27 protein-coding genes and 1 other annotated feature are annotated in these 23,289 nt (G+C 55.5%); of the genes, 5 read left to right on the top strand and 22 right to left on the bottom strand.

The window, feature by feature from the left end; genetic code table 11:
- Nucleotides 1-54 precede the first annotated feature (54 nt).
- Entirely contained in the window at nucleotides 55-1,158 is a 1,104-nt protein-coding gene (locus DPV68_RS05560) for an NAD(P)-binding domain-containing protein (RefSeq protein WP_114165801.1), read from the top strand.
- Nucleotides 1,159-1,183: 25 nt separating this feature from the next.
- Here DPV68_RS05560 and yajC read toward each other — a convergent pair whose 3' ends face one another.
- From yajC to DPV68_RS05520, 8 genes are all read right to left on the bottom strand, one after another.
- A complete protein-coding gene (gene yajC, locus DPV68_RS05555; protein WP_021066898.1) occupies nucleotides 1,184-1,462 on the bottom strand; it encodes a preprotein translocase subunit YajC in 279 nt (92 codons plus the stop codon).
- An 83-nt stretch (nucleotides 1,463-1,545) separates the two neighbouring features.
- Entirely contained in the window at nucleotides 1,546-2,691 is a 1,146-nt protein-coding gene (tgt, locus tag DPV68_RS05550) for a tRNA guanosine(34) transglycosylase Tgt (protein ID WP_021066897.1), read from the bottom strand.
- Complete coding sequence (gene queA / locus DPV68_RS05545; protein WP_114165842.1) at nucleotides 2,688-3,731, bottom strand: tRNA preQ1(34) S-adenosylmethionine ribosyltransferase-isomerase QueA; 1,044 nt, start codon at nucleotides 3,729-3,731, stop codon at nucleotides 2,688-2,690. Before queA ends, tgt begins: the two co-directional genes overlap by 4 nt.
- Nucleotides 3,732-3,750: 19 nt before the next feature.
- Nucleotides 3,751-4,746, bottom strand: a complete 996-nt coding sequence (gene ruvB / locus DPV68_RS05540; RefSeq protein ID WP_114165800.1) for a Holliday junction branch migration DNA helicase RuvB — start codon at nucleotides 4,744-4,746, stop codon at nucleotides 3,751-3,753.
- Between the two features lie 10 nt (nucleotides 4,747-4,756).
- The gene (ruvA, locus tag DPV68_RS05535) at nucleotides 4,757-5,344 is read right to left on the bottom strand and encodes a Holliday junction branch migration protein RuvA (protein WP_021066894.1); all 588 of its coding nucleotides are present in this window, start codon (nucleotides 5,342-5,344) and stop codon (nucleotides 4,757-4,759) included.
- Between the two features lie 83 nt (nucleotides 5,345-5,427).
- Nucleotides 5,428-6,507 carry a quinolinate synthase NadA gene (nadA, locus tag DPV68_RS05530; RefSeq protein WP_114165799.1) on the bottom strand — a complete coding sequence of 360 codons (1,080 nt, stop codon included), beginning with the start codon at nucleotides 6,505-6,507 and terminating at the stop codon, nucleotides 5,428-5,430.
- Nucleotides 6,470-7,339 (bottom strand): carboxylating nicotinate-nucleotide diphosphorylase, encoded by an 870-nt coding sequence (gene nadC, locus DPV68_RS05525; RefSeq protein WP_114165798.1) that lies wholly within the window; start codon nucleotides 7,337-7,339, stop codon nucleotides 6,470-6,472. The genes nadA and nadC overlap by 38 nt, the downstream gene beginning before the upstream one ends.
- Nucleotides 7,293-8,726, bottom strand: coding sequence for an L-aspartate oxidase (locus DPV68_RS05520; protein ID WP_114165797.1), 1,434 nt, complete (start codon nucleotides 8,724-8,726; stop codon nucleotides 7,293-7,295). Before DPV68_RS05520 ends, nadC begins: the two co-directional genes overlap by 47 nt.
- Before the next feature lie 95 nt (nucleotides 8,727-8,821).
- On the opposite strand from DPV68_RS05520, the gene DPV68_RS05515 reads away from it, so the two are divergent.
- From DPV68_RS05515 to DPV68_RS05500, 4 genes are all read left to right on the top strand, one after another.
- Entirely contained in the window at nucleotides 8,822-9,952 is a 1,131-nt protein-coding gene (locus DPV68_RS05515; RefSeq protein WP_232819516.1) for a cysteine desulfurase family protein, read from the top strand.
- Nucleotides 9,930-10,469, top strand: coding sequence for a transcription repressor NadR (locus DPV68_RS05510; RefSeq protein ID WP_114165795.1), 540 nt, complete (start codon nucleotides 9,930-9,932; stop codon nucleotides 10,467-10,469). Before DPV68_RS05515 ends, DPV68_RS05510 begins: the two co-directional genes overlap by 23 nt.
- A gap of 104 nt (nucleotides 10,470-10,573) precedes the next feature.
- Nucleotides 10,574-11,155, top strand: a complete 582-nt coding sequence (locus DPV68_RS05505; RefSeq protein ID WP_114165794.1) for a DedA family protein — start codon at nucleotides 10,574-10,576, stop codon at nucleotides 11,153-11,155.
- Between the two features lie 125 nt (nucleotides 11,156-11,280).
- Entirely contained in the window at nucleotides 11,281-12,057 is a 777-nt protein-coding gene (locus DPV68_RS05500) for an NUDIX domain-containing protein (RefSeq protein WP_114165793.1), read from the top strand.
- Between the two features lie 44 nt (nucleotides 12,058-12,101).
- Here the strand turns inward: DPV68_RS05500 and DPV68_RS05495 are convergent, their stop codons facing one another.
- The 14 genes from DPV68_RS05495 to DPV68_RS05430 all read right to left on the bottom strand — a co-directional run bounded on the left by DPV68_RS05495 (nucleotide 12,102) and on the right by DPV68_RS05430 (nucleotide 23,191).
- Nucleotides 12,102-13,346: a hemolysin family protein gene (locus DPV68_RS05495; protein WP_370447064.1), complete on the bottom strand. Its 1,245-nt coding sequence runs from the start codon at nucleotides 13,344-13,346 to the stop codon at nucleotides 12,102-12,104.
- 58 nt (nucleotides 13,347-13,404) lie between these two features.
- Nucleotides 13,405-14,694 carry a GTPase ObgE gene (obgE, locus tag DPV68_RS05490; protein WP_114165791.1) on the bottom strand — a complete coding sequence of 430 codons (1,290 nt, stop codon included), beginning with the start codon at nucleotides 14,692-14,694 and terminating at the stop codon, nucleotides 13,405-13,407.
- Entirely contained in the window at nucleotides 14,695-15,135 is a 441-nt protein-coding gene (locus DPV68_RS05485) for a Spo0B domain-containing protein (RefSeq protein ID WP_114165790.1), read from the bottom strand.
- A gap of 76 nt (nucleotides 15,136-15,211) precedes the next feature.
- Nucleotides 15,212-15,493: a 50S ribosomal protein L27 gene (gene rpmA, locus DPV68_RS05480; protein WP_016508537.1), complete on the bottom strand. Its 282-nt coding sequence runs from the start codon at nucleotides 15,491-15,493 to the stop codon at nucleotides 15,212-15,214.
- A gap of 12 nt (nucleotides 15,494-15,505) precedes the next feature.
- Nucleotides 15,506-15,841: a ribosomal-processing cysteine protease Prp gene (locus tag DPV68_RS05475; RefSeq protein ID WP_029595817.1), complete on the bottom strand. Its 336-nt coding sequence runs from the start codon at nucleotides 15,839-15,841 to the stop codon at nucleotides 15,506-15,508.
- A gap of 3 nt (nucleotides 15,842-15,844) precedes the next feature.
- A complete protein-coding gene (gene rplU, locus DPV68_RS05470; RefSeq protein ID WP_015881153.1) occupies nucleotides 15,845-16,153 on the bottom strand; it encodes a 50S ribosomal protein L21 in 309 nt (102 codons plus the stop codon).
- Between the two features lie 15 nt (nucleotides 16,154-16,168).
- Nucleotides 16,169-16,240 (bottom strand) — a sequence feature (ribosomal protein L21 leader region).
- A 55-nt stretch (nucleotides 16,241-16,295) separates the two neighbouring features.
- On the bottom strand, nucleotides 16,296-17,621 hold the full coding sequence (locus DPV68_RS05465; RefSeq protein ID WP_114165789.1) for a ribonuclease E/G: 1,326 nt from the start codon (nucleotides 17,619-17,621) through the stop codon (nucleotides 16,296-16,298).
- Nucleotides 17,622-17,663: 42 nt separating this feature from the next.
- On the bottom strand, nucleotides 17,664-18,521 hold the full coding sequence (gene minD / locus DPV68_RS05460) for a septum site-determining protein MinD (protein ID WP_114165788.1): 858 nt from the start codon (nucleotides 18,519-18,521) through the stop codon (nucleotides 17,664-17,666).
- Nucleotides 18,522-18,526: 5 nt separating this feature from the next.
- On the bottom strand, nucleotides 18,527-19,195 hold the full coding sequence (locus tag DPV68_RS05455; RefSeq protein WP_232819515.1) for a septum site-determining protein MinC: 669 nt from the start codon (nucleotides 19,193-19,195) through the stop codon (nucleotides 18,527-18,529).
- A gap of 5 nt (nucleotides 19,196-19,200) precedes the next feature.
- Nucleotides 19,201-19,695: a rod shape-determining protein MreD gene (gene mreD, locus DPV68_RS05450; protein WP_114165841.1), complete on the bottom strand. Its 495-nt coding sequence runs from the start codon at nucleotides 19,693-19,695 to the stop codon at nucleotides 19,201-19,203.
- Between the two features lies 1 nt (nucleotide 19,696).
- The gene (mreC, locus tag DPV68_RS05445; RefSeq protein ID WP_114165786.1) at nucleotides 19,697-20,587 is read right to left on the bottom strand and encodes a rod shape-determining protein MreC; all 891 of its coding nucleotides are present in this window, start codon (nucleotides 20,585-20,587) and stop codon (nucleotides 19,697-19,699) included.
- 13 nt (nucleotides 20,588-20,600) lie between these two features.
- Entirely contained in the window at nucleotides 20,601-21,638 is a 1,038-nt protein-coding gene (locus tag DPV68_RS05440) for a rod shape-determining protein (RefSeq protein ID WP_114165785.1), read from the bottom strand.
- 312 nt (nucleotides 21,639-21,950) lie between these two features.
- Nucleotides 21,951-22,607: a RadC family protein gene (radC, locus tag DPV68_RS05435; RefSeq protein ID WP_232819514.1), complete on the bottom strand. Its 657-nt coding sequence runs from the start codon at nucleotides 22,605-22,607 to the stop codon at nucleotides 21,951-21,953.
- Nucleotides 22,604-23,191 carry a Maf family protein gene (locus DPV68_RS05430; protein WP_232819513.1) on the bottom strand — a complete coding sequence of 196 codons (588 nt, stop codon included), beginning with the start codon at nucleotides 23,189-23,191 and terminating at the stop codon, nucleotides 22,604-22,606. Before DPV68_RS05430 ends, radC begins: the two co-directional genes overlap by 4 nt.
- Nucleotides 23,192-23,289 lie beyond the last annotated feature (98 nt).

Below are 23,289 nucleotides of genomic sequence, written 5' to 3'. Positions count from 1 at the left end.
CACGATGATTTCTTCACATACACGGATTTAATAATTGGCGGTGGCATCCATGGAATGACGCTCGCCGTCTCCTACTTAGAACAAGGCGGGACGCTCGACGACTTGATGATTATCGACGCGAACGACTCTCCTCTCCATAATTGGAAGACACAAACCGGCCGCATCGCGATGTCGCACTTACGCTCGACCCGGGTCCATCATCTGTCGTCCAACCCGCACGCGTTGAAGCAGTTTGCCGCTTGTTACGATTACGGCTCGCATCATTTCAAAGACACGTTCGGTCGGCCTTCGCTCGCCTTGTTCAACGACCATTGTGACCAGACGATTGATGATTGGCAGCTACCGTCCCGCTTTATTGGAAACGAACCTGTCGTCCGGGTGACACGTGAAGAGAATCTGTACATCATCGAGACGAATCAGCGCCGCATCACGGCCGACTTGGTCATCGTCGCGACCGGACAATCAAACGCCGTCCACCTTCCGGACTGGTCGGGACTCCCGGGTTGCCGTCACATCTTCTCTACTGAGGAGGTCAACGAGCAAGATCATGTCACCGTCGTCGGTGGTGGCATCACGGCGCTACATTACGCCTTGGCCCGGCATCAGAAAGGACATCATGTCACGCTCGTCACGAAACGACCGCTCGAGGTGAGCCAGTTCGACGCCGACCGTAGCTTCATGGGCCCGAAAGGCTTGCGGGCGTTCCATCGGCTTGAAGACGATTGGATCGAGAAACGCTCCTTCGTCAAAGCCGAGCGTCGGCCCGGGACGTCACCGAACGACCTCGTCCTCAAAGTAAAACGACTCATCCGTCAAGGCGTGATTGATCATGTGATTGGTGAGGCGGTCCGGTGTGACGAACAATTGTATGTCGACGGACAGGCACTCCCTTCGACCGAGATCGTCTGTTGTACGGGCATCCGTCCGCTCGATACGAGACAATCGTTTTTACGACCGCTCCTCGAGCAACTCGACTTGCCGCTCACTCCATGCGGCACGCCCGTCCTCGACGAGACACTCGCTTGGACCGACGACTTTTATATGACTGGAGCTTATGCCGACCTCATCGTCGGACCGTTCGCCCGCGCCATCTATGGCGGACAAGAAGCGGCGCGGCGGATTATCCCCCGATTATTTTCCACACAAAAATACGCCTGACCAATGATGGTCAGGCGTTGTTTGGTTACTCAGCGAATGATGAGTTGCCTTTTTTCGTCACTTCAGCAATCGCACTGCGATTGAACTTAAGGAGTGACTGGTCACATTTCAATGTGACTTGCGTGTCTTCGATTTGGTGGACGACGCCGTGAAGGCCGCCGATTGTTACGACGTGATCCCCACGCTCAAGCGCGTTTTGCATCGATTGTACTTCCTTCTGACGTTTCGTCTGCGGACGGATCAACAAGAAGTAGAACACGACGAAAATAAGGATCATCGGTAATAGTGCTACGAGAGTTTCCATGCGTAAAATTCACCCTTTCCTTCAATATCAGGTTCATTATACCGTGAAACTGAAACGTTGTCACATAATCGCTGTCAGAACAATTAGAAATTCTTGGCGTTTGGTTTGTTATACCCATATTCTTCGAAAAACTCTTCCTTGAAGTCCAAAAGACGGTCTTCGCGGATCGCTTGACGCACTTGACTCATCAAGTTCACGAGGAAGTGAAGGTTGTGTGTCGAGCAGAGGTGAAGCCCGAACATCTCGTCGGCGCGAATCAAGTGGTGCACGTACGCGCGCGAATAGTTCTTACACGTGTAGCAATCACACTTCTCGTCGATTGGTCCGAAGTCCGTCTTATGTTTCGCATGTTTGATCGTGACGCGGCCTTTCGATGTCATGAGCGTCCCGTTGCGGGCGATCCGGGTCGGCAAGACGCAGTCGAACATGTCGATGCCGCGAATCGAGCCTTCGATCAACGCATCCGGTGAGCCGACGCCCATCAAGTAGCGTGGCTTGTTCTCCGGCATGAACGGTGTCGTGAACTCGAGCGCTCGGTACATGACGTCTTTCGGTTCACCGACCGATAGTCCACCGACGGCATAACCTGGGAAATCAAGCGAGACGAGGTCGGCCGCACTTTGACGACGGAGATCTTCGTATTCTCCGCCTTGTATGATACCGAACAACGCCTGGTCTTCCGGACGCTCGTGTGCCGCGAGGCAACGCTCTGCCCAACGGCTCGTCCGCTCGACCGATTTCTTCATGTATTCATGTGTCGCCGGGAATGGCGGGCACTCGTCGAACGCCATCATGATATCCGAACCGAGCGCGTTTTGAATCTCCATCGCCTTCTCCGGTGACAAGAACAACTTGTCGCCGTTTAAGTGGTTGCGGAAATGGACGCCTTCTTCTTGGATGTTGCGCAGGTCGGCGAGCGAGAAGACTTGGAAGCCGCCCGAGTCCGTTAAAATCGCGCCGTCCCAGTTCATGAACTTATGAAGACCGCCGGCTTGTTTGACGACCTCATGTCCTGGACGAATCCAAAGATGGTACGTGTTCGAGAGGATGATATTCGCTCCCATCGCCTTGACTTGTTCCGGGGCCATCGTCTTGACGGTCGCCTGCGTGCCGACCGGCATGAAGACAGGCGTCTCGAATGAGCCATGCGGCGTATGGACGATTCCGTGCCGCGCTCCCGTCTGTTTACATGTGTGGATGTGTTCATATGTGACTGCGTGTTTGGTCATTTGTTCTCTTCCTTCCTCGTGATGAGCATCGCGTCTCCAAAGCTGAAGAAGCGGTAACGTTCTTGTACCGCCGTGCGGTATGCGTTCAAGATGATGTCGCGCGACGCGAACGCCGAGACGAGCATGACGAGTGTCGACTTCGGCAGATGGAAGTTCGTGATCAGTCCATCGATCGCCAACAACTCGACACCCGGGTAAATAAAGATGTCCGTCCAGCCCGATGACTCGACGAAATCCCCATGGTCGCGCACGATTGTCTCGAGCGTCCGGGTCGACGTCGTCCCGACGGCGAAGACGCGGCCGCCGCTTGCACGGACGTCGCGGAGCGCTTCAGCCGAAACGGCTGATAGTTCGAAATACTCGCTATGCATCGTGTGTTCTTCAATCGTATCCGCCGTGACGGGACGGAACGTACCGAGCCCGACGTGGAGCGTGAGCGGGATCAACTTGACGCCTTTCGCCTCTGCCGCTGCGAGCAGTTCTTCCGTGAAGTGGAGACCTGCCGTCGGCGCGGCCGCACTCCCGCGTTCACGGGCGTACACCGTCTGGTAACGGTCCTGGTCGTCGAGCTGTTCACGGATATATGGCGGGAGCGGCATCGTGCCGAGCTCATCTAAAATCTCGTAGAAGATGCCATCGTAGTCGAACTTGAAGCGGCGGCCACCTTCTGGGAGTTCTTCGACACACTCGGCCCGGAGCAACCCGTTGCCGAACTCGACGATGGCGCCGACGCGCACTTTCTTCGCCGGTTTGACGAGCGCTTCCCAGACGTCGTCTTCCGTCTGCTTCAATAAAAGCAATTCGACTTTCCCACCCGTCTCCTGCTTCGCCCCGAACAGTCGGGCCGGGAGCACACGCGAGTCGTTGACGACGAGGGCGTCGCCTGCCTGCAAATAGTCGAGCACGTCGCGGAAGTGACGGTGCTCGATGTCGCCCGAGTCGCGGTCGAGGACGAGCAGTCGTGAGCTCGTCCGGTCGAGAAGCGGTACTTGGGCGATCAGTTCTTCCGGTAAGTCAAAATCATAGTCATTAACGTTCAATTGAATGTCTTGCATATCGTTACTCCTCTTCATAGCCAAAATGCGTCTTTGCGTACTGGGTGATCATGCGGCCGCGCGGCGTCCGTTGCAGGAAACCTTGCTGCAACAAGTACGGCTCATACACGTCCTCGATTGTCTGGGCGTCTTCTCCGATCGTCGCGGCGAGCGTCTCGAGTCCGACCGGTCCGCCTCCGAACCGTTCGACCATCGCCCGTAACAGCCGGTGGTCGACCTCGTCGAGCCCGAGGGCGTCGACGTGCAACCGGTCGAGCGCGTCTGAGGCGAGCACCGGGTCGATTTCTTTCGTCCCCGCCACTTGGGCGAAGTCACGAACGCGGCGTAACAGCCGGTTGGCGATTCGCGGCGTGCCGCGTGAACGTTTTGCGATGGCACCGCTCGCCTCTGGTGAAATCGACAGGCGGAACAGTTGGGCCGTCCGGCTGACGATGGCGGCGAGCTCATGCGTCTCGTAGTATTCGAGCTTTAACGTCACACCGAAGCGGTCACGGAGTGGGGCCGACAACATGCCGGCCCGCGTCGTCGCGCCGACGAGCGTGAACGGTGGCAAGTCGATGCGGACGCTTCGTGCCATCTCGCCTTGTCCGTAGACAATGTCGAGACAGTAGTCTTCCATCGCCGGATAGAGAATCTCTTCGATCGTGCGGCTCAAGCGATGAATCTCGTCGATAAACAGGACGTCGCCCGGTTCAAGCGTCGACAGGATTGCGGCGAGGTCACCCGGGCGTTCGATGGCGGGTCCTGCCGTCGTCTTGATGCCGACCCCCATCTCGTTGGCAATGATTTGGGCGAGTGTCGTCTTTCCGAGTCCCGGGGGACCGTAGAGGAGGACGTGGTCGAGCGTCTCGCTGCGGAGCTTCGCGGCCTGGATGAAGATCGACAAGTTGCCTTTCGCTTTCTCCTGTCCGATGTATTGCTCGAACTTTTGCGGACGCAAGCTCCACTCTTCTGAGTCTTCATATTGTTGATGGGATTGTGACAACAATCGTTCGTCCATGGTCTCCTCCTTATTTCAATAGCAATTGCAGGGCGCGCTTTATGTAAGCGTCTGTCGTCAATATTTCTGAGTTCAATTCCTTGCGGACACGTGTGATCTCACGTTCCGAATAGCCGAGTGCGACGAGCGCCTCGCACGCCTCGTCGAGTTCGGACGCGCCTTGGGCAAATAAGCCCGTGTTAGGCACATAGTCCGGGGCGAGCTCGGATAGTTTGCCTTTCAAGTCGAGCGCCATCTGTTTGGCCGTCTTCTTGCCGACTCCTGGGAACTTCATCAAATACTTCTCGTTCTCGGTCTCGATTGCGTCGATGAGCGCGTCCATATCGCCCGAGGCGACGATGGCGAGCGCGCCTTTCGGTCCGATGCCGTTGACACCTAGCAGTTTATTGAACAGTTCACGTTCGCGGCGTGAGCGGAAACCGTACAGCGTCTGTTGGTCTTCACGCACGTAATGATGCGTAAACACGATTACATGTTCGTCTTGTTCACGATAAAAAAACGGGTTAGGCACATGTACTTTGTAGCCGACGCCCGAAACATCCAACGTTATATATTCCGCGCACACATAGGCGACGGAGCCTTTTACGAATTCAATCACGGTCATATCTCCTCTTCATGGGAAAACTGCATTCATTGTACCATAACCGTCGCCACGAAAAAAGGACAGGCGATTGCCTGTCCTCAGTGTGCGAGCATCCGCTCGAGGGCGAGTGTCGCCCACTTTGTCGTCTCTTCGTCGACGCGAATGATATTGACGGGATCGGTCTCGAGCGACTCGAGCGCCCAGAGCAAATGAGGCAAATCGATTCGATTCATCGTCAAGCACGGGCACATGTACGGGTTGAGCGAATTGATGTCGAGCTCGGGGTGCGTCGCCGCGAGACGGTTGACCAAATTCATCTCGGTGCCGACGGCCCACTTCATCCCCGGCGCGCTCGCCTCGATCTGGTCGATGATGTATGATGTCGATCCGGCCTCGTCCGCCGCCTGCACGACATCGAACGTACACTCCGGATGGACGATGATGCGTCGCTCCGGGTCGTTCTTCCGTAACGCCTCGATTTGGGCGACGTTGAACTTCTCGTGGACCGAACAGTGCCCTTTCCACAGAATGACCCGCACGTCCTCGATGTCCCCCTCATAGACGAGTCGTTCCCGGAGCGGATCCCAGACGGCCATCGCCTTGAGCGGCACGCCCAAGTCATACGCCGTGTTCCGTCCGAGGTGCTGGTCCGGTAAGAACAAAATCCGTTCGCCCGCCTCGAGCGCCCAGCGCACGATGTCATGGGCGTTCGACGACGTGACCGTCGCGCCCCCGTTCTTGCCGACAAACGCTTTGATTGCCGCCGTCGAGTTGACGTACGTGATCGGAATGATATCATCGCCGAACGTATCGGTCAGTTCTTCCCAAGCGACCTCCGTCTGATCGATATCGGCCATGTCCGCCATCGAGCAGCCGGCCCGCATGTCCGGCAAGATGACGAGCTGGTCGTCACGCGTCAGCATGTCGGCCGTCTCGGCCATGAAGTGGACGCCACAGAAGACGATGAACTCCGCCTCGCTCATCTGTTCGGCGAGCCGTGCGAGCTGGAGCGAATCTCCGGTCGCATCCGCGAACTGGACGATCTCATCTTTTTGATAGTGGTGGGCCGGTAAAAACAGGCGGCTGCCGAGTCGGACCTTTATAGCTTCAATCCGTTGTTCCATCTGTTCAATCGTCAACTCAGCGTACTGCGCTGGCATCGTTCCGAGTAATTGCATGTTTGATTCCTCCTACAAGATTTAGACTGCAATCGAGCGCCGTCACCGAATGCGTCAACTGTCCGACTGAGATGACGTCGACACCCGTACCGCGATACGCTGCAATCGTTTCGACAGTGATGCCTCCTGACGCCTCCGTTTTAATATGCTCTGGCACGAGCGCACGCCACGCCTTCAGTTCTTCGGGTGCCCGGTTGTCGAACATGATGATGTCGGCGTTCGCCGCGATCGCCTCATGCAATTGTTCGAGCGTCTCGACCTCGACTTCAATCGGCGTCGTGTGGCCGGCAAGCATCCGAGCCCGTGCGACCGCGTTCGTGATCCCGCCGAGTGCCGTGATGTGGTTGTCTTTGATCATGATGGCATCGTCGAGACGGAGCCGGTGGTTCTTCCCACCACCCGAACGGACGGCATGTTTCTCAAGCATGCGGAGCCCGGGCGTCGTCTTCCGCGTATCCGTGACGGCGATCGTTGGGTCGTCGAGCCGTTCGACGCAACGCCGCGTCATCGTCGCGATCCCGCTCAAGTGCTGGATGAGGTTCAACAACACCCGTTCCGTCTCAAGGAGCGTCCGTGTCTTGCCCCGCAACGTGAACAGTTCATCTCCGACCGATACATTCGAACCGTCCGTCAGGCAAGACTCGACGACGAGCCGTTGCATCTGGGCCATCTCAAGGACGACGTCCATGCCACAGAACACCCCATCCATTTTGGCGGTGACCGTGGCGAATGACGTCTCGCGCTGATCAATCAGTCCGCTCGAGATATCGCCGAAGCCGATGTCCTCATGTAGAAATGCCGTCAGCTGTTCGCGCAAAGCGATCTTGTTCATAACCATCCTCCGTCTCTATCATGGCACGGGCCAACAGGCGTGCCGCTTTCAGACTTAACGTCTGTTCACTTAATTGTCTTGACACGTGTTTCGTCTGTGCCAGTTGTTGGGTATTTTCTAAGAAACTTACGATTTTGCCGAGTCGTGGCGAGATTGTCAACCATTCCCCAATCTGTTGCCGATAGCGGCTGAACAGATCAAGCGTAACCTCATATACGGTCGTCTCGTTCATCGTGAACGGCTTCTCCTCCACTGTCACCGCCGCCGCCACCCGCTTCCCGAACACCCAGCATTCAAGTAACGAGTTTGACGCCAGTCGATTTTTCCCATGGACGCCCGAATCGGCGACCTCACCAACCGCATAGAGTCCAGCTACCGTCGTTCGTCCATAGGCGTCGACATCCACACCGCCCATATGGAAATGCAGTCCCGGCCGGACCGGGATGCGCCGGACGTCGATTCCGTGTGCGTCACATGTCGCCACTAGTTTCGGGAACCGTTCATCGATCCGCTCGACACGGCTCGTATCCAAGTAGACGGCGCCGTCATGACGCGTGAGCGTCCGGGCGACCTCATCTCTAGGGGCGAGGCTCCCGAGTGGATGGTAGGCCATTATGTGACGTCCCGACGCATCGACGAGCGTCGCCCCTGCTCCTCTTAACGCCTCCGTTACGAGGTGGGGCGACTCCACCGCGAGTAGCGTCGGGTGGAATTGGATTCGGGACAAGTTCGTGAGTCTCGCCCCGACCTCGTCCGCCAAGACGAGCCCGTCTCCCGTGACCGAGCGACAGTTCGACGTCCAGTCAATCAGACCGCCGATGCCACCGGTCGCGAGGACGACGGACCCGGCCTGGACGTGCAGACGCGTCTCTCCGTTGAATCCGGTCGCCCCGGTCACACGGCCGTCGGTCTTCACCAACGAATCGATCAAGACGTGTTCCATGACGGTCACGTTGTCAGGCAGTTGACGCCGCAGCGTCGCCATCACGTGCCGTCCGGTCTCGTCCCCACCGACGTGAAAGATTCGATTCATGCCATGCGCCCCTTCACGACCGACGGCGTAACCTGTCGCGTCGCGGTCAAAGACGACGCCGAACCGTTCCAGCTCTTGAATCGCCGTCCGCCCTTCTTCGACGAGTGTATAGACACGGTCGGGCACGGCCGCGAGTTTCGAGGCGACGAGCGTATCTCGCTCATGGTCGACACTCGACGGTTCTAAGTACGAACTCGCGATTCCGCCTTGAGCCATGTCCGAATTCGCACTCGTCACTTCATGCTTGGAGACAAGCAGGACGTTCAACGTCCGGGGCAGATGGAGCGCAACCGTCACCGCGGCCAAGCCGGCCCCGACAAGCAACACATCGACCTTTTCAAACTGTAAAGACATATGTATATCACCTGTTTTTCATATGTAATGTTGACTTGTAAACTAGTTTCGCATAATTTTGTGAAGAAGACAACATGAGAAAAGGGGAACTTACGATGAACCGTTACTTTGATTACGCGGCGACGCACCCGATGACAAAATCCGCCCTCGACCATTACGTGGCCATGGCGCAGAGTGTATACGGTAACCCGTCTTCCCTTCACACGCACGGCTATATGGCTGAGGATTACTTGACCGAGGCAAGACGACTGGTGAAGCAGGCACTCGGCCTCGACATGCTTCGCGGCAAGCTCCTCTTCACCGGGAGCGGCTCCGAAAGCAACTATATCGCCCTCACGAGTCTCCGTAAGCGCATGAAAGGCAGTGAAGTGATCACGTCGTGGCAAGAGCACGACTCAGTCGCACTTCTGCTTGACGAGTGGGAAGCCGAAGGCGTGACCGTCCATCGCCTGAAACTGAAAGACGGACGGTTCGACCACGAGACGTTCACACGTCTGCTCGACCGTAATATCGGGCTCGTGACGTTCCAGCACGTCAACTCGGACACGGGATGGACGCTCCCGCTCCACAACATTCTCTGCCAATTGAAATATAAGAAAGTGTTGCTTCACGTCGACGGCGTCCAGGCGCTCGGCAAAATCCCGGTCTCCGTCGATGGAATCGATGCCTATTCCTTCAGCGCCCATAAGGTCGGCGGTCCAAAAGGCGTCGGTGGCCTCTATATGGAAATGCTGTTGCCCCCACCCTATTATCCGGGACACCACCAGTACGGCATCCGCCCCGGCACGATTGACGTGCCCGGCATCTGTGCGTTCGTCAAAGCGTTCACCGACCGGCACGAGGCGCGGACACGTCATGAAAGAAATTTCTTGGCGTTTCGTGCTATCTTGAAAGAGAAGACATCGTCTTACGTGGATTGGCTCGAGTTCGATCAGCAGAGCCCCGCCATCTTCTCGTTTGTCTCGAAACAGCGGGACGGGCAATGGTGGATGACCGAACTCGACGGGCTCGGCTTCCAAGTCTCGGCAGGGTCGGCCTGTCGGGCCGGCCAGAACGGACCGAACCGGATGCTCGAGTCGCTCGGCTATGAGACGAGCACCTGCCACGGACTCGTCCGCATTTCTTTCGGCGAAGCCACGACCATCGAGGCCACGACGGCACTCGCCGAAGCCATTGTCACTTTAGCAAGGAGAGTAGGATCATATGAACAAACGCTTAGCCGGTGAAGAACGCCGGCGCACGTTACTAGAAATGATTGAACAGAGCACCGAGCCGATCACCGGCTCCGAACTCGCCCGCCGCGTCGCCGTCAGTCGACAAGTCGTCGTCCAAGACTTGTCGCTCTTGAAGGCGAAGGGCCATCAAATCGTCGCGACCGCCCGTGGGTACGTCTATCTACCGGGTGAGGCGTCCCCGTCCGCCTGCACCCGTAAAATCGTCTGTCGCCACGAGGCCGAGGACATGGAAGCGGAAATGAACGCTATCGTCGACGAAGGCGTCACGATTCGGGACGTCATTATCGATCACCCGGTCTATGGTTCGTTGACGGGCCAGTTGATGGTGAAGAGCCGTCGCGACGTCCGGGCTTTCCTCGAACGGGTCGAGGCGAACCAGGCCGCCCCGTTGTCGCATTTGACAGGCGGTTTGCATATCCACACGCTCGAGGCCGATAGCGAAGACGCCATTGATGCCGCCATCTCGGAACTCGAGCGGCTCGGCGTTCTCGTCTCCGAGCTCGACTAAGATGTCACAAATACGTGACATCTTTTCTTTTGCTTTCGACTCCTGTTCGTTATACTGATGGATGGAATGCATCCTGTACAAAATTTGGAAAGGGGGAAACGGTCATGTGGCACTTTCTCGAGCAACTGTTGATCGGGTGCGGCGTCTTTAGCGTCCCGCTCGGTATCTTCATCCAACTGATTCCGAACGAGCTCGTGCTCGCCTACGGCGGCTACCTGACCGGATCTCTCGACACCTCGTTCTTGTTCGTCGTCTCGCTCGCATGGGCGGCGTTCGTCATCAGTCAAATCGTCTTATATGGGATTGGCCGCTACGGGGGACGCCCTGTCGCCCTCCGTCTCTATCGGTCGTTCCGCATCAGTGAGGCGAAACAGCAACGCGCCGAGACGTGGTTCGAAACGTATGGCGCCTGGATCGTCTGTCTGAGCGTCATTTGGCGCCAACTGTTCGCCGTCAGCGCCGGCGTGATGCGCTTGTCGTTCCGGAAGTTTTTGACGGTGACGGTCGCCGTCTTCGCCGTCTGGTCGTTCGTGTTCGTCAAACTCGGGATGATGCTTGGCGACAATTGGCGGCACATCGGTGAAGTCACACACGGATTCTTGCCGTACGTCGGCACCGCCATCGGACTATATGTCCTCATCCGCTATATCCGCGCAAATCCGCGTCTATTTAAAAAGTCAGCCTGAGCGCATGCGCTCGAGCTGACTTTTTTTGAATAGAGGGAAAAACGAATCCGGTACCGAATTAAGAACAGTGAGGAAAGCGTTTTTTTCTCGGAATAGAGATGACCACCTTCAAAGGAGGAATTACCATGTTCCATCGTCGAAAAACGTACACCATCCGTCCTGAACGCTTAGATGAATTCACCGAGTTTTTCCATACATACCTGTATCCGATCCAGGTATCGCACGGCGCCCGTCTCGTCGGTCGTTGGGTGACCGAAGACAAGAGCGAGGTCATGGCCCTCTGGGAATATCGTGACCGCGAGCATTACGAACAAGTCGAACGCGATTACCGTTCGAGTAGCCTCCGCCGTGAGGCGATGAAGAAGCGTGCCCGTCTCGGCAAAGACTTATATATCAAGTCGAGCGAGGAGTTCATGATGCCGACCGGTCACTACACCCCGCCGCGCACCATCGTCTCTGTGACGGCCTACGTCACGAACGCCGACGGCGAGGTACTCCTCGTTCAGAACACGCACCGGAATGACACGTATGAGATGCCGGGCGGACAAGTCGAGGAACATGAATCGATCGTCGACGCCGTCCATCGCGAAGTAAAAGAAGAGACCGGGATTGAGATTGAGGTCGACGGAATCACCGGCATCTATCAAAACGTCTCCTCACGCGTGCTCTGCGTCACGTTCCGCGCGCGCTACGTCTCGGGCGACCTGCAACCGCAAGCAGGCGAGACGCAAGAAGTCGGCTTCTTCAAGGTCGACGCCTCGAACGTCGGCGACTATATCAAGCGCGATCATTTCCAGATGCGCCTGCTTGATGCGATCGATCCGACGTATATGCCGCACGCCATCTACAAAGTACGCCCTTACGAACTGCTCGAACGCGTCGAGCGCCATCATACCGTCTAAACAAAAGGAGGGACCGCCGGTTGGCGGTCCCTCCTTCAGTTCGTTTACGCTTGTTCGACCGGTTCGGATTGACCCGTCTCGACGAGCAATTTGCGAATCCGACGCTTTTCGACGTGGAGAACGGTGAACGTCATGTCATCGTACGTGACACGCGCCCCTTTCTCTGGAATGTCTCCTAATAGTTCGACGATCCAACCACCCATCGTGTTGGCATCTACTTCAGGTTCTTTAATTCCCATCTCATCCGCGAACTCATCGACATCCATGTCGGCCATACACTCGTAGACGCCGTCACGAAGTCGTCTCAAATAGACGATCGATTCGTCGTGCTCGTCCCAAATGTCTCCGACGAGCTCCTCGAGCATATCTTCGAGTGTGATCAGACCGGCCGTCCCGCCGAATTCGTCAAGGACGATGGCCATGTGCGATTGTTTTTGCTGGAGTACAGGAAGCAGCTCAATCAATTTTGTCTGTGGCGATACGTACGTGAGCGGACGAATGAGCGAACGGACGTCCGTCACTTCATCACGCATCATCGAACGAAGGAAATCACGCTCTGACAACACCCCGATAACGTTGTCAATCGAGTCTTTATACACCGGCAGACGAGAATGTCCACCGCTAAAGATCGTGTCTTTGATTTCTTCAAGCGTATCGTCGATGTCGACGGCGAGGATGTCAATCCGCGGCGTCAACACATCGTCGACGGTGATGTCGTTAAAGGCGAAGGCGCTGTGCACGAGTTCCGCTTCGGTCTCGCCGAGCACCCCTTCTTCTTCTCCCATATCGACGAGCACTTTCAACTCTTCTTCCGTCACCGACGGTTCTTTGTCGTTCATCCCGATCATACGGAGCACCAATTTCTTCAACCCGGTAAAGATCATCGTTACCGGTTTCAAGATTTTGACGAGGAACAATAAGATCCCGCTGATGAGAAGCGAATACTTCTCCGCGAACTCTTTCGCAAGCGACTTCGGTAAAATCTCACCGAAAATCAAGATGACGACCGTCGTCGCGAACGTCGAGATGACGAGCCCGGTCCCGCCCGAGTAAATGCTTGTGGCAATCGCGGTCGACACCGTCGCAGCACCGATGTTGACGATGTTGTTCCCGACGAGGATCGTCGAGAGCGTATCGTCGAACCGGTCGACGAGGCCGAGGACGCGCTTGGCGCCCTTGTCCCCATCTTCCGACATGCGAATCATCCGGACGCGGTTCACACTCGAGAGCGCGGTCTCAGCAGAAGAGAAAAAGGCTGACAACATAACTAAAACTACATAAAGAATCAAACTAGACGAGGGCACAGGGTCCACGTTTACTTCACACTCCATTTCCTAATTAAAAAGATTATTCGACGAATTCGAATTCAAAGTCTAGGATGGCGACGACGCTGCTGTCTTCGGCACCGAGTTTACGAAGATCGTCATCGACGCCCATTTGACGCATTTGACGCGCAAAGCGTTTAATCGACTCATCGTGATCGAAGTTCGTCATCTTGAAGAGCTTCTCGATACGCGGCCCTGTGATCACGAAGCGTTCGTATTCATCAATATGAATCTGATACCCCTTCTCTTCCTTCTCGTAACGATAAACGACACGTGGTGTGGCCGTCTTCTCTTCGAGCTCTTCGAGTGGGAACTCAGGTGTCGAGTCTACAAGGTTAGCTACTTCGATGAGCAAGTTGCGAAGTCCTTCTTTGGCGAGTGCCGAGATCGGGAAGACTTTGACGTCGTCTCCGACTTTCTTCTGGAACTCTTCAAGCAATTCCGGCGCATCCGGCATGTCCATCTTGTTGGCGACGACGATTTGCGGACGCTCGAGGAGGCGTAAGTTATACGACTCGAGCTCACGGTTGATCGTCGTGTAGTCTTCGAACGGGTCGCGCCCTTCCATGCCACTCATATCGATCATGTGGACGATGACTTTCGTCCGCTCGATGTGACGCAGGAACTGGTGACCGAGACCGACGCCTTGGCTCGCCCCTTCGATGAGTCCTGGCAAATCGGCCATGACGAAGTCACGGTCGTCCGCCGTCTTGACGACACCGAGGTTCGGTGTGATCGTCGTGAAGTGGTACGCGCCGATTTTCGGTCGTGCCGACGAGACGACTGACAAGAGCGTCGATTTCCCGACTGACGGGAATCCGACGAGACCGACGTCAGCGAGCAATTTCAACTCAAGACGCAATTCGCGCTCTTGACCTGGCTCTCCGTTCTCGGCGATTTCTGGTGCCGGGTTGGCTGGCGTCGCGAAACGACAGTTCCCGCGGCCACCGCGTCCGCCTTTGGCGATCGTGGCCCGTTGGCCGTGCTCGGTAAGGTCGGCGATGACCGTATCGGTCGATGCATCGAACACGATCGTACCTGGTGGGACTTTGACGACGAGCGGCTTCGCTTTTCGTCCGTGCATACCTTTCGACATCCCTTTTTCACCGTCATGGGCGATGAACTTTTTCGAGAAGCGGAAATCTACGAGCGTGCGCAATCCTTCTTCTACTTCGAATACGACATCACCACCGTGACCGCCGTCTCCTCCTGCTGGTCCACCGTCTGGAACATACTTCTCGCGGCGGAACGCGACCATCCCTTTACCACCGTCTCCAGCTTTTACAAAAATATTAACCTGATCGACAAACATTTAATTCCCCTCCTTTATAACGAACGTAGAACATTCTACTGTCTGCTCGTACACTTCGTCTGACGTGAACACGTCGTCCGGCACATGACCGAAGACGCGGACCATCAGTCCGTCCGTGAACGTCACATGAATCGGTCCATCCGTTCCTGACAGAAGACGGACAAGTTTGTCCGCCACGCGCGCGTCGTCGAGCGACACGCGGTCGGCTGATACCTTATAGGTCAACCGTCCTTCCCAGTTCGCTTGCATGAGGACGAGACTCGTCGTCGGCAAATCCAAGCGAATGAGCGCACTCTCCTCGTCGGCGTGCTGACGATATCGCTCGTACAGCTCCTCGAGTTTTTCAGGCTCGAGGGCCGCATACAAGGAGATCATCTGAAGCCGATTCATCCATTCGTGACGGACGGTAGATAATAGTTTCAGTGCTGCCTGTGAGTTCATGGAATCCTCTCCTAGGTCAAACTAGTAAAAAAGACTCTAACCAAATAAGTGGCTAGAGTCTTCTGCGTGGTTCTACTTACGCAACTGGGTAAACGCTCACTTGTTTCTTGTCGCGACCAAGACGCTCGAAGCGTACTACGCCGTCAACTTTAGCAAACAATGTGTCGTCGCCACCACGGCCGACGTTTTCACCTGGGTGAATTTTCGTACCGCGTTGACGGTAGAGAATCGATCCAGCTGAAACCGTTTGTCCGTCAGCGCGTTTAGCGCCGAGGCGTTTCGAAATCGAGTCACGACCGTTTTTAGTCGATCCTACTCCCTTTTTCGATGCGAAGAACTGAAGGTTCAATTGTAACATGAGGTCCACCTCCTATTGTTCAATTTGGATATAATCACCGTAACTATGGGCGATCGTGTCTAGTTGCACGAGCATCCCTTCTAATAACAATTGGGTGCGAGTCATATCCTCCGGTGATACGTCAGGATACGTCTCGACATAAAAGTAGCCACCCTCTGTTTTGTCTGCCATTTCTACAAGAAGCGATTGACCGGCGAGTACCTCGACAGCGTTGTATGCCCCAAAGATGATGGCAGAAACGCCGGCACATACCAAGTCAGAACCGGGTTCAGCAAAGTTGGCGTGACCTGTCACTTCGACGGAACGAATCGACTTCGTTTCGTCTCGTCTGACCGTTACTCGAATCATAGCTTACGCTTCGATTTTCTCGATGCGAACTTTCGTGTAAGGTTGACGGTGACCTTGCTTACGACGGTAGTTTTTCTTAGCTTTCATTTTGAAGACAGTGATCTTCTTCGCGCGGCCGTGTTTTACCACAGTACCGACAACTTTAGCGCCCTCTACGAGTGGAGCTCCGACTTTAACATCGTCACCACCAACGAAAAGAACTTCACCGAATTCTACAGTACCCTCGACATCAGCATCGAGTTTTTCGATGTAGATCTCTTGACCTGCTTCAACTTTGATTTGCTTACCACCAGTTTTGATGATTGCGTACATATACGTGCACCTCCTTATTAAACTCAGACTCGCCATCCAGGGCAGGGCGAAACCGTTTCAACCCGTTCTGTGCGGTTGTAGCCATTTGGGTGCTTCCAAACGAACTAACGTTATAGATAATACCACTCTCGTTTCATCGTTGTCAATGACGAGATACGAAATTCTGACATTCCTCGAGCGTCCCGTAGAACGCCATATCCGGTTCCCCGTCGACGAGGAGGACCGTACAGGCAAAATCGCCCCATGACGCGTCGTGCCATTTGCTCGGGAGCGTCAAAACGACCGCTTCGACTTCCGGCGCAAGCTCCATCAAGGCACGTTCAAGTCGAGAGAAGACGGCAAGCTTCGACGGCTTCCCGTTGTAGGTCATCCGGTCTTGAATCGAACGTCCCGTGCGTTCCCGGGACAGCTCGAACAAGCCCATACGCGTGAAACCGTACACTTCGACACGGCGCGGGTCACGGGCGCCGAGCTCTTTCATCTTCTTCAAGAGCCGGGCCTGCCCGTCTTTTGAACCGCGTAAGAAGTCGATAACGACCATGCCGCCGATATTGCGTAGCCGGAGTTGCTCCATCGTCGTATAGAGCGCGGCCTCGTTGATTGTGTCGGCCGCCCGTCCCTTGTCTTTGACGGCGACGTTCTTGCCGCTGTTGACGTCGATGACGGTCATCGTCTCGACCTGCTCAATCAAGACGTACGAACCGCCTTCGAGCCAGACGACGCGCTGACCGAGCTTCTCGATCGCCCCGTCGAGCCGGACCGCTTCTTTCATCCGGCCTTTGCCGACATGACGTTCGACGTTGACCTCGAGCCGCGTCAACCGCTCTTGCGCTTCCTTGTCGTTCAGCATAACCGACTCGACCGCATGGCGACGCACGAACTGTTCGCACAACAGCTCGTCCTGCCCGCGTCGTGCCGTGATGACGTCCGCGGCACGACGCCGAAGCAAGGCGAGTTCTTCTTGAAGGACGTCCGGGCTCGCTTGCCCCGACTCGGTCCGGAACAAGACGCCTTCCGCATCCTCGAGCTCGAACACTTTCGACAATCGGTCCTGGGTGACGAGGTCGAGCTTGCGGCTATAAAGCTGGCGCCGCCCGTATGGGAAGTAAACGATATAGCGTCCGCCGAAACGGATGTTCTCCGTCACTTTATGATGTTTGCCGTTGATGCCTTCTTTCGTCACTTGGACGAGCCGTTTGTCACCGACGACGGCCGCCTGACCGATGGCCGGCACGTTCGGATACGCCTCGAGCGCTTTCAACGTCTCGGCAATCGGCAAGAAGAACGTTGTCTCGCCGGTCGTTAAAAATGCGGCGCCGAGCGACGGGTGAATCCGTTCAATCGCGGCCTCGAGAATCGTCCCAATCGATAGTTGGTCGATGAAACGTTCCTCGACTTCGAGCAGACGCTCTCCGTCGACGAGCATGGCCCGTTCAATGGACGGGGTCCGTTCATAAATCAATCGCACGCGTATCTCTCCTTTCGACACAAAAAGGCAACTTTCGTTGCCTCAGGCTTTTTTCATTCCAAACTTCATCATGAGCCGCGTCCAAAAGCCAACCGGTTTTTGTTCGGTCTGGATCGACATGAGCGGCACCGACTCGCCGAGAATGCGACGTGTGATGTTGCGGTACGCTTGTCCGGCGTTGTTGTCCGGGTTCATCGTGACCGGTACCCCGCGGTTCGCAGCGGCGATGACTTCTTCATCATCGACGACGACGCCAAGAAGATCGATCGACAAGATACGCATGATGTCATCGATGTCGAGCATGTCACCTGATTCGACGAGGTGGTTCTTGACACGGTTGACAATCAGTTTCGGTGCCGCGACGTGTTCCGCTTGCTCGAGCATGCCGATGATGCGGTCCGCGTCTTGAACGGCTGCCTTCTCAGGCGTCGTCACGACAACAGCCTCGTCGGCGCCGGCAATCGCGTTCATGAAACCTTGCTCAATCCCGGCCGGGCAGTCGATCAACACGAAGTCGTATTCCGTCTTCAACTGGTCGATGATTTCTTTCACTTGCTCCGGTTGAACCGACGTCTTGTCTTTCGACTGGGCCGCAGGCAAGAGATACATCTCTTCGAACCGCTTGTCACGAACGAGCGCCTGATGCAATTTGCACTGCCCGTTGATGACGTCGACGAGGTTATAGATGCTCCGGTTGTCGAGTCCTAAGATGATATCCAAGTTCCGTAGACCGATGTCCGTATCGACGAGACAGACCGAGTGACCGGACAATGCGAGGCCCGTTCCAAGGTTCGCGGTCGTGGTCGTCTTCCCGACGCCACCTTTCCCCGATGTCACGACGATGGCCCGACCTTTCTTCACTTCTTTCGCTGTATGTACAGGCTCTACTGCTTGCTCCATCAAACTCACCCTCTCTGTAATTCCATTGCATATGCGTCTTTCAGCCCAGTCATGACTTGACGGAGACGCGTCATTTCAATGCCTTGATTCGTCCGATACGCGCATCCCATCTCAATCTCCGGAAGCTCTTCGCCGTCGTCCGACGCGAGCGCATGTTCACCGATCGCTAAAAACTTCGGATGGAGCAGACTGGCGGTGATGACCGCTTCTTCCCATCCTTCGACACCGGCACGCACATTTCCTCGTATCGTCCCTAAACAATAGATGCTGCCCGTCGCCCGAACTTCAGACCCCGGGTTGACGTCTCCGATAATGAGCACCGAGCCGTCGAAGTCGAGCACTTGGCCGCTTCGAATCGTCCCGCTATGGTAGTGGAACGTCTTCTTGCCATAGGTCGCTTTCGCCTCTTCGGTCAGCATGACCTCGCTCGATAGCTCCTCGATATAAAAAACGCCATGACGAGCGACGACTTCACGAATTTGACGTGACAGCTCCTCGTCTAAATAACGAGTACCCGCATGCAATTTGAGTGCAATCTCCCCAGAAGGCGGCGCCATTTCTTGTAACGTGGCCTCAAGCTCTCCGAGCACCTCATCGATGCCACTCCGTGGATTGAAGTGGATTGCAATCCCGTTGCGATGTCCTTTAATCGTAATGTGTCGTTTACGCTCCATCATGGCTACCCTCTTTTCGCTACAGGTCGCGGCGCCACGTACCGCGTCATCGGCACATATAACAGTGCGATGGCGACAGCATTGACGGCGAGCGTCCCTGGAATCTGTTCAACTAATAGTGTTTGAATGGTCATGGTCGTCCCACCGATTGCCGTCATGACACTGAAGATTCCGAAAGAAAACATGAGAATCATGAATGTGAACGTGATGGCGACCGAGAAGAAGTTCTCACCTATATATTTTAACACGAAGCTGACTAAGAGAGGAATGAGTGAAAAAGTAAATAAGTAAATTCCGAGCAAGTCAGTGTAGACGATGTCATACAGCAATCCGAACACGAGACCGAATCCGAGCGCCGACTCCCAGCGGCCATACAAACTGACGTACATCAAGCCGATCAACGTCAAATACAAAAACGGCGTCACATAATGCCATGAGAAGATGGCGGCCCATGTCCCTTCAATAAGAAAGAGGAGGAACAGGGCGATGAACACTTTCATGTTACTCACCCGCTGCTCCTCCTTCCTCGGGACCTGTCAAAAATGGTTCGTCGAGCGCTCGATCGATGACAAACATTTGTGAGAAGTCGTTGAAGTCCGCCTCAGGTTTGATGCGGGCGACTTGGGACACACCATATTCGTCCGTCTCAATCGACTCGACCGTACCGATGACGAGACCGGCCGGATAGCGCCCACCGAGACCTGACGTCGACACGATCTCACCTTCTTTCAGCTTGACGCTATTAGAGACCTTCGTGAAGAAGAGCTCGTTCGTCTCGCTGTCAAAGCCGTCAATCGTCCCGTACGTCGCTTTGCCGTCCGCATCTTTGACGACGGCCGAGACGTTGTTCGTCCGGTTGTTGTCAGAGAGGAGCTGTACTTGTGACGTGTAAGCGCTCGTCTGGATGACGCGACCGACCATTCCGCCGGCGGCCGTGACGGCCATGCCTTTCTCGACCCCACGCTCTTCGCCGACGTTGACCGTCACGTAGCGTTGCCAGTCGTTCGGCGTACGCCCGATCACTTCGGCGGGAATCAAATCATAGTCACGGAGCGACGTGTCGGACGCCTCGACCATTTGCCGCAACTCTTCGTTCTCACGGCGCAGGTCATCGGCTTCGACCGACACTTCCGCATATTTCGTCAAATGTTGTTTCAGTTGTCGGTTCTCTTCATAAATATCTCGTACGTTCGAAATCGAGGACACGGTACTATCCATCCAGCCGATCGGCACCGTGAACACCCGTTGGAACGTTCCGACCACATCACGCGTGACGTCTTGGTACCAGGCGGATTCCGACCGTCCTCGAATCGAAACCCCTAAAATCACAACGAATAAGATGATACCGATCAGCGTGATGATGAGCTTTTTATTGCGTACGAACCGGCTCATCGTGTGTCACCACTCATCGACGCGACGAGATGCCTGATTTTGAACGGAGGACGTCCATCATTTCAAGAGATTTTCCTGTCCCGATGGCGACGCAATCGAGCGGCTCATCCGCGACGAGCGTCGGGATGTGTGTCTCGTCCGAGATGACATCATCCAAGTTTTTAAGAAGTGCCCCACCGCCTGTGAGGACGATGCCGCGATCCATGACGTCAGCAGCAAGTTCCGGCGGCGTCTGCTCGAGCGTTTGTTTCACGCCTGCGAGGATCGCTTCGACCGTATCCGAGAGTGCTTCGCACACTTCAGCGGCTGAGACTTCGATTTGTTTTGGAAGGCCTGTCACGAGGTCGCGACCACGGATCTCCATCTTCTCCCCTTCGTTCGAAGCGTCGATGCGAGCCGAACCGACTTCCATTTTGAGCGTCTCGGACGTCCGCTCCCCGATCATGAGGTTGTATTTGTTTTTGATGTAACGAATAATGGCGTCATCCATTTCGTCACCGCCGACACGAATCGATTGGCTCGTCACGATGCCGCCGAGTGAAATCACTGCGACTTCGGTCGTACCGCCACCGATATCAACGACCATCGAGCCTGTCGGTTCCCAAACCGGGAGACCGGCACCGATTGCTGCCGCGAACGGTTCTTCAATCGTGTACGCTTCACGCGCGCCTGCTTGCTTGGCTGCGTCTTCCACGGCACGTTTTTCGACTGACGTGATGCCGCTTGGCACACAGATCATGACGTTCGTCTTCGATGAGAACAAACCGCTCTTCGACTTCTGCGCTTGCTCCATGAAGTATTTGATCATCGTCGCTGTCGTCTCGAAGTCGGCGATGACCCCATCTTTCATCGGACGGCGTGCCGTGACGTTGCCCGGCGTACGTCCAATCATATCCTTGGCCTGGTTACCCACGGCCTCAATTCTACCTGTATCTGTACGGAACGCCACGACGGACGGTTCACGAACAACGATGCCTTGACCTTTTACATAAACGAGCGTATTTGCCGTTCCAAGGTCGATTCCGATTTCTCGGTTAAAACTACGAAACATACGTGCTGCTCCTCTCTTGGTTACACTATTTTTTATTATAACGGAAAAATCATGTTTGAAAACGTTCATTCGATTACAGGTTATTTACAATAACGCGAATCTCAGTCCTGTCTCACCGTATATTAGTGTGCCTTCTTTTCGACAAAAACGCAAATCAAAAAGCAAGCACGTGTAAGCGCCTGCTTCGTTAGAATACTGAGTTAGAGACCCGATTGAAGTAGTGGTAAGCACATCGACGCGCAGAGGACGAACGGAAAGACCGCATCGATAATAAAAGTAGAACGAACGCTCATGGGTCAATATTAGCTAACGTCAACCGTTCATATAGCCCCGTTGCTTCATACTGACGTAATGGTCCTCCCCGATGATGACGTGATCGAGACAGGCGATGCCGACGATATGACCGGCCTCGACAAGCCGCTCCGATACCTCGATGTCTTCCCGGCTCGGAGTCGCATCCCCGCTCGGGTGGTTATGCACCGCGATAAAGCACGCCGCCGACAGTTTGAGCGCTTCGCGGAACACGTCGCGCGGGTGGACAATCGACGAATTCAGTCCACCGACGAACAACGTCTTCCGGGCGATGAGCTGGTTCTTCGTGTTCAAATACAGACAGATGAAATGCTCCTGATTCAACAGCCGGAGTTCATCACGGAGCAGTTCATAGGCGTCCTGCGGCGAACGGATCGTCGGCGTCTCCACTTTCGGTTCTTCGACGTAACGGAGACCGATTGCGAACGCCGCAAGCAACTGCTCGGCTTTCTTCTTCGTCATGCCCTCGATTTGACAGAGGTCGCTCACAGACGCCTGCGACAACGCCCGGAGCGTCGGATACACGTCAGACAGCCGCCGGGCCGTCTCATGTGGGTCGCCGCCCCTGCCACCGATTTGGAGTAGCCGGGCGAGCGCGGATTCAACACTTCGGTCGAGCACCATGGTCATTCCTTCACCAACTTTCGCTTCATTCACAGAAAGCGCGGCGATACCCCGTGTCGTTCGAGCGTCTCGACGAGTGGACGAATCGGCAGACCGACGACGTTATAAAAGTCCCCATCGATCCGTTCGACGAACAGACCGCCCGACCCTTGGATCCCATAGGCACCGGCCTTGTCGTACGGCTCCATCGAATCGAGATAGCCGTCGAGCCATGTGTTCGGGATGTCGATGAACGAGACGTACGTCGTCGTGACGAACAAGTCCTGCCGTTCGGGTCCGATGATACTGACGCCGGTGAGTACTTCATGGGTCATCCCCGATAGGCGCTGTAGCATATCCCGCGCGTCATCACGGTCTTTCGGTTTCTCTAAAATCATCCCGTCTAAGACGACGACCGTATCTGAGCCGATGACGACGGCGTCACGGTTGTCTCGGGCGACGTCCATCGCTTTTTCACGGGCAAGTCGTCCGACATATTCGTCCGGATGTTCCCGACCGTTCGCCCCTTCGACGACGTTCGATGGGATGACTTCATGATTGATTCCGGCCTGGCTCAACAGCCCGGTACGCCGCGGCGACATCGAGGCGAGGATGACACGTTTCTGTGTTGCTTTCATTGTAACGACTCCTTCCATATGTGCGTAACGGGCTTCTTTCCCGTATCACACTTCACTGTCGATTGTAGGCAAACGAGCAGGCGTTTACAATCCGCGAC

Origin of the sequence: Exiguobacterium sp. TNDT2 (genome assembly GCF_003331145.1) — a bacterium.
GTDB lineage: Bacteria > Bacillota > Bacilli > Exiguobacteriales > Exiguobacteriaceae > Exiguobacterium.
Note: the sequence above shows the minus strand (reverse complement) of the source record. Positions and strands in the feature narration are given on the sequence as shown.

Coding starts and splice junctions, on each gene's coding strand:
- nadA (WP_114165799.1), bottom strand. CDS start 6,507: ATGCAATTACTCGGAACGATGCCAGCGCAGTACGCTGAGTTGACGATT.
- DPV68_RS05520 (WP_114165797.1), bottom strand. CDS start 8,726: ATGTCTTTACAGTTTGAAAAGGTCGATGTGTTGCTTGTCGGGGCCGGC.
- obgE (WP_114165791.1), bottom strand. CDS start 14,694: ATGTTTGTCGATCAGGTTAATATTTTTGTAAAAGCTGGAGACGGTGGT.
- nadC (WP_114165798.1), bottom strand. CDS start 7,339: ATGAACAAGATCGCTTTGCGCGAACAGCTGACGGCATTTCTACATGAG.
- DPV68_RS05440 (WP_114165785.1), bottom strand. CDS start 21,638: ATGTTTCGTAGTTTTAACCGAGAAATCGGAATCGACCTTGGAACGGCA.
- DPV68_RS05455 (WP_232819515.1), bottom strand. CDS start 19,195: ATGGAGCGTAAACGACACATTACGATTAAAGGACATCGCAACGGGATT.
- DPV68_RS05510 (WP_114165795.1), top strand. CDS start 9,930: ATGAACAAACGCTTAGCCGGTGAAGAACGCCGGCGCACGTTACTAGAA.
- DPV68_RS05505 (WP_114165794.1), top strand. CDS start 10,574: ATGTGGCACTTTCTCGAGCAACTGTTGATCGGGTGCGGCGTCTTTAGC.
- mreC (WP_114165786.1), bottom strand. CDS start 20,587: ATGAGCCGGTTCGTACGCAATAAAAAGCTCATCATCACGCTGATCGGT.
- DPV68_RS05430 (WP_232819513.1), bottom strand. CDS start 23,191: ATGAAAGCAACACAGAAACGTGTCATCCTCGCCTCGATGTCGCCGCGG.
- rpmA (WP_016508537.1), bottom strand. CDS start 15,493: ATGTTACAATTGAACCTTCAGTTCTTCGCATCGAAAAAGGGAGTAGGA.
- DPV68_RS05515 (WP_232819516.1), top strand. CDS start 8,822: ATGAACCGTTACTTTGATTACGCGGCGACGCACCCGATGACAAAATCC.
- DPV68_RS05560 (WP_114165801.1), top strand. CDS start 55: ATGACGCTCGCCGTCTCCTACTTAGAACAAGGCGGGACGCTCGACGAC.
- DPV68_RS05500 (WP_114165793.1), top strand. CDS start 11,281: ATGTTCCATCGTCGAAAAACGTACACCATCCGTCCTGAACGCTTAGAT.
- minD (WP_114165788.1), bottom strand. CDS start 18,521: ATGGAGCAAGCAGTAGAGCCTGTACATACAGCGAAAGAAGTGAAGAAA.
- DPV68_RS05475 (WP_029595817.1), bottom strand. CDS start 15,841: ATGATTCGAGTAACGGTCAGACGAGACGAAACGAAGTCGATTCGTTCC.
- DPV68_RS05485 (WP_114165790.1), bottom strand. CDS start 15,135: ATGAACTCACAGGCAGCACTGAAACTATTATCTACCGTCCGTCACGAA.
- rplU (WP_015881153.1), bottom strand. CDS start 16,153: ATGTACGCAATCATCAAAACTGGTGGTAAGCAAATCAAAGTTGAAGCA.
- mreD (WP_114165841.1), bottom strand. CDS start 19,695: ATGAAAGTGTTCATCGCCCTGTTCCTCCTCTTTCTTATTGAAGGGACA.
- tgt (WP_021066897.1), bottom strand. CDS start 2,691: ATGACCAAACACGCAGTCACATATGAACACATCCACACATGTAAACAG.
- ruvB (WP_114165800.1), bottom strand. CDS start 4,746: ATGGACGAACGATTGTTGTCACAATCCCATCAACAATATGAAGACTCA.
- yajC (WP_021066898.1), bottom strand. CDS start 1,462: ATGGAAACTCTCGTAGCACTATTACCGATGATCCTTATTTTCGTCGTG.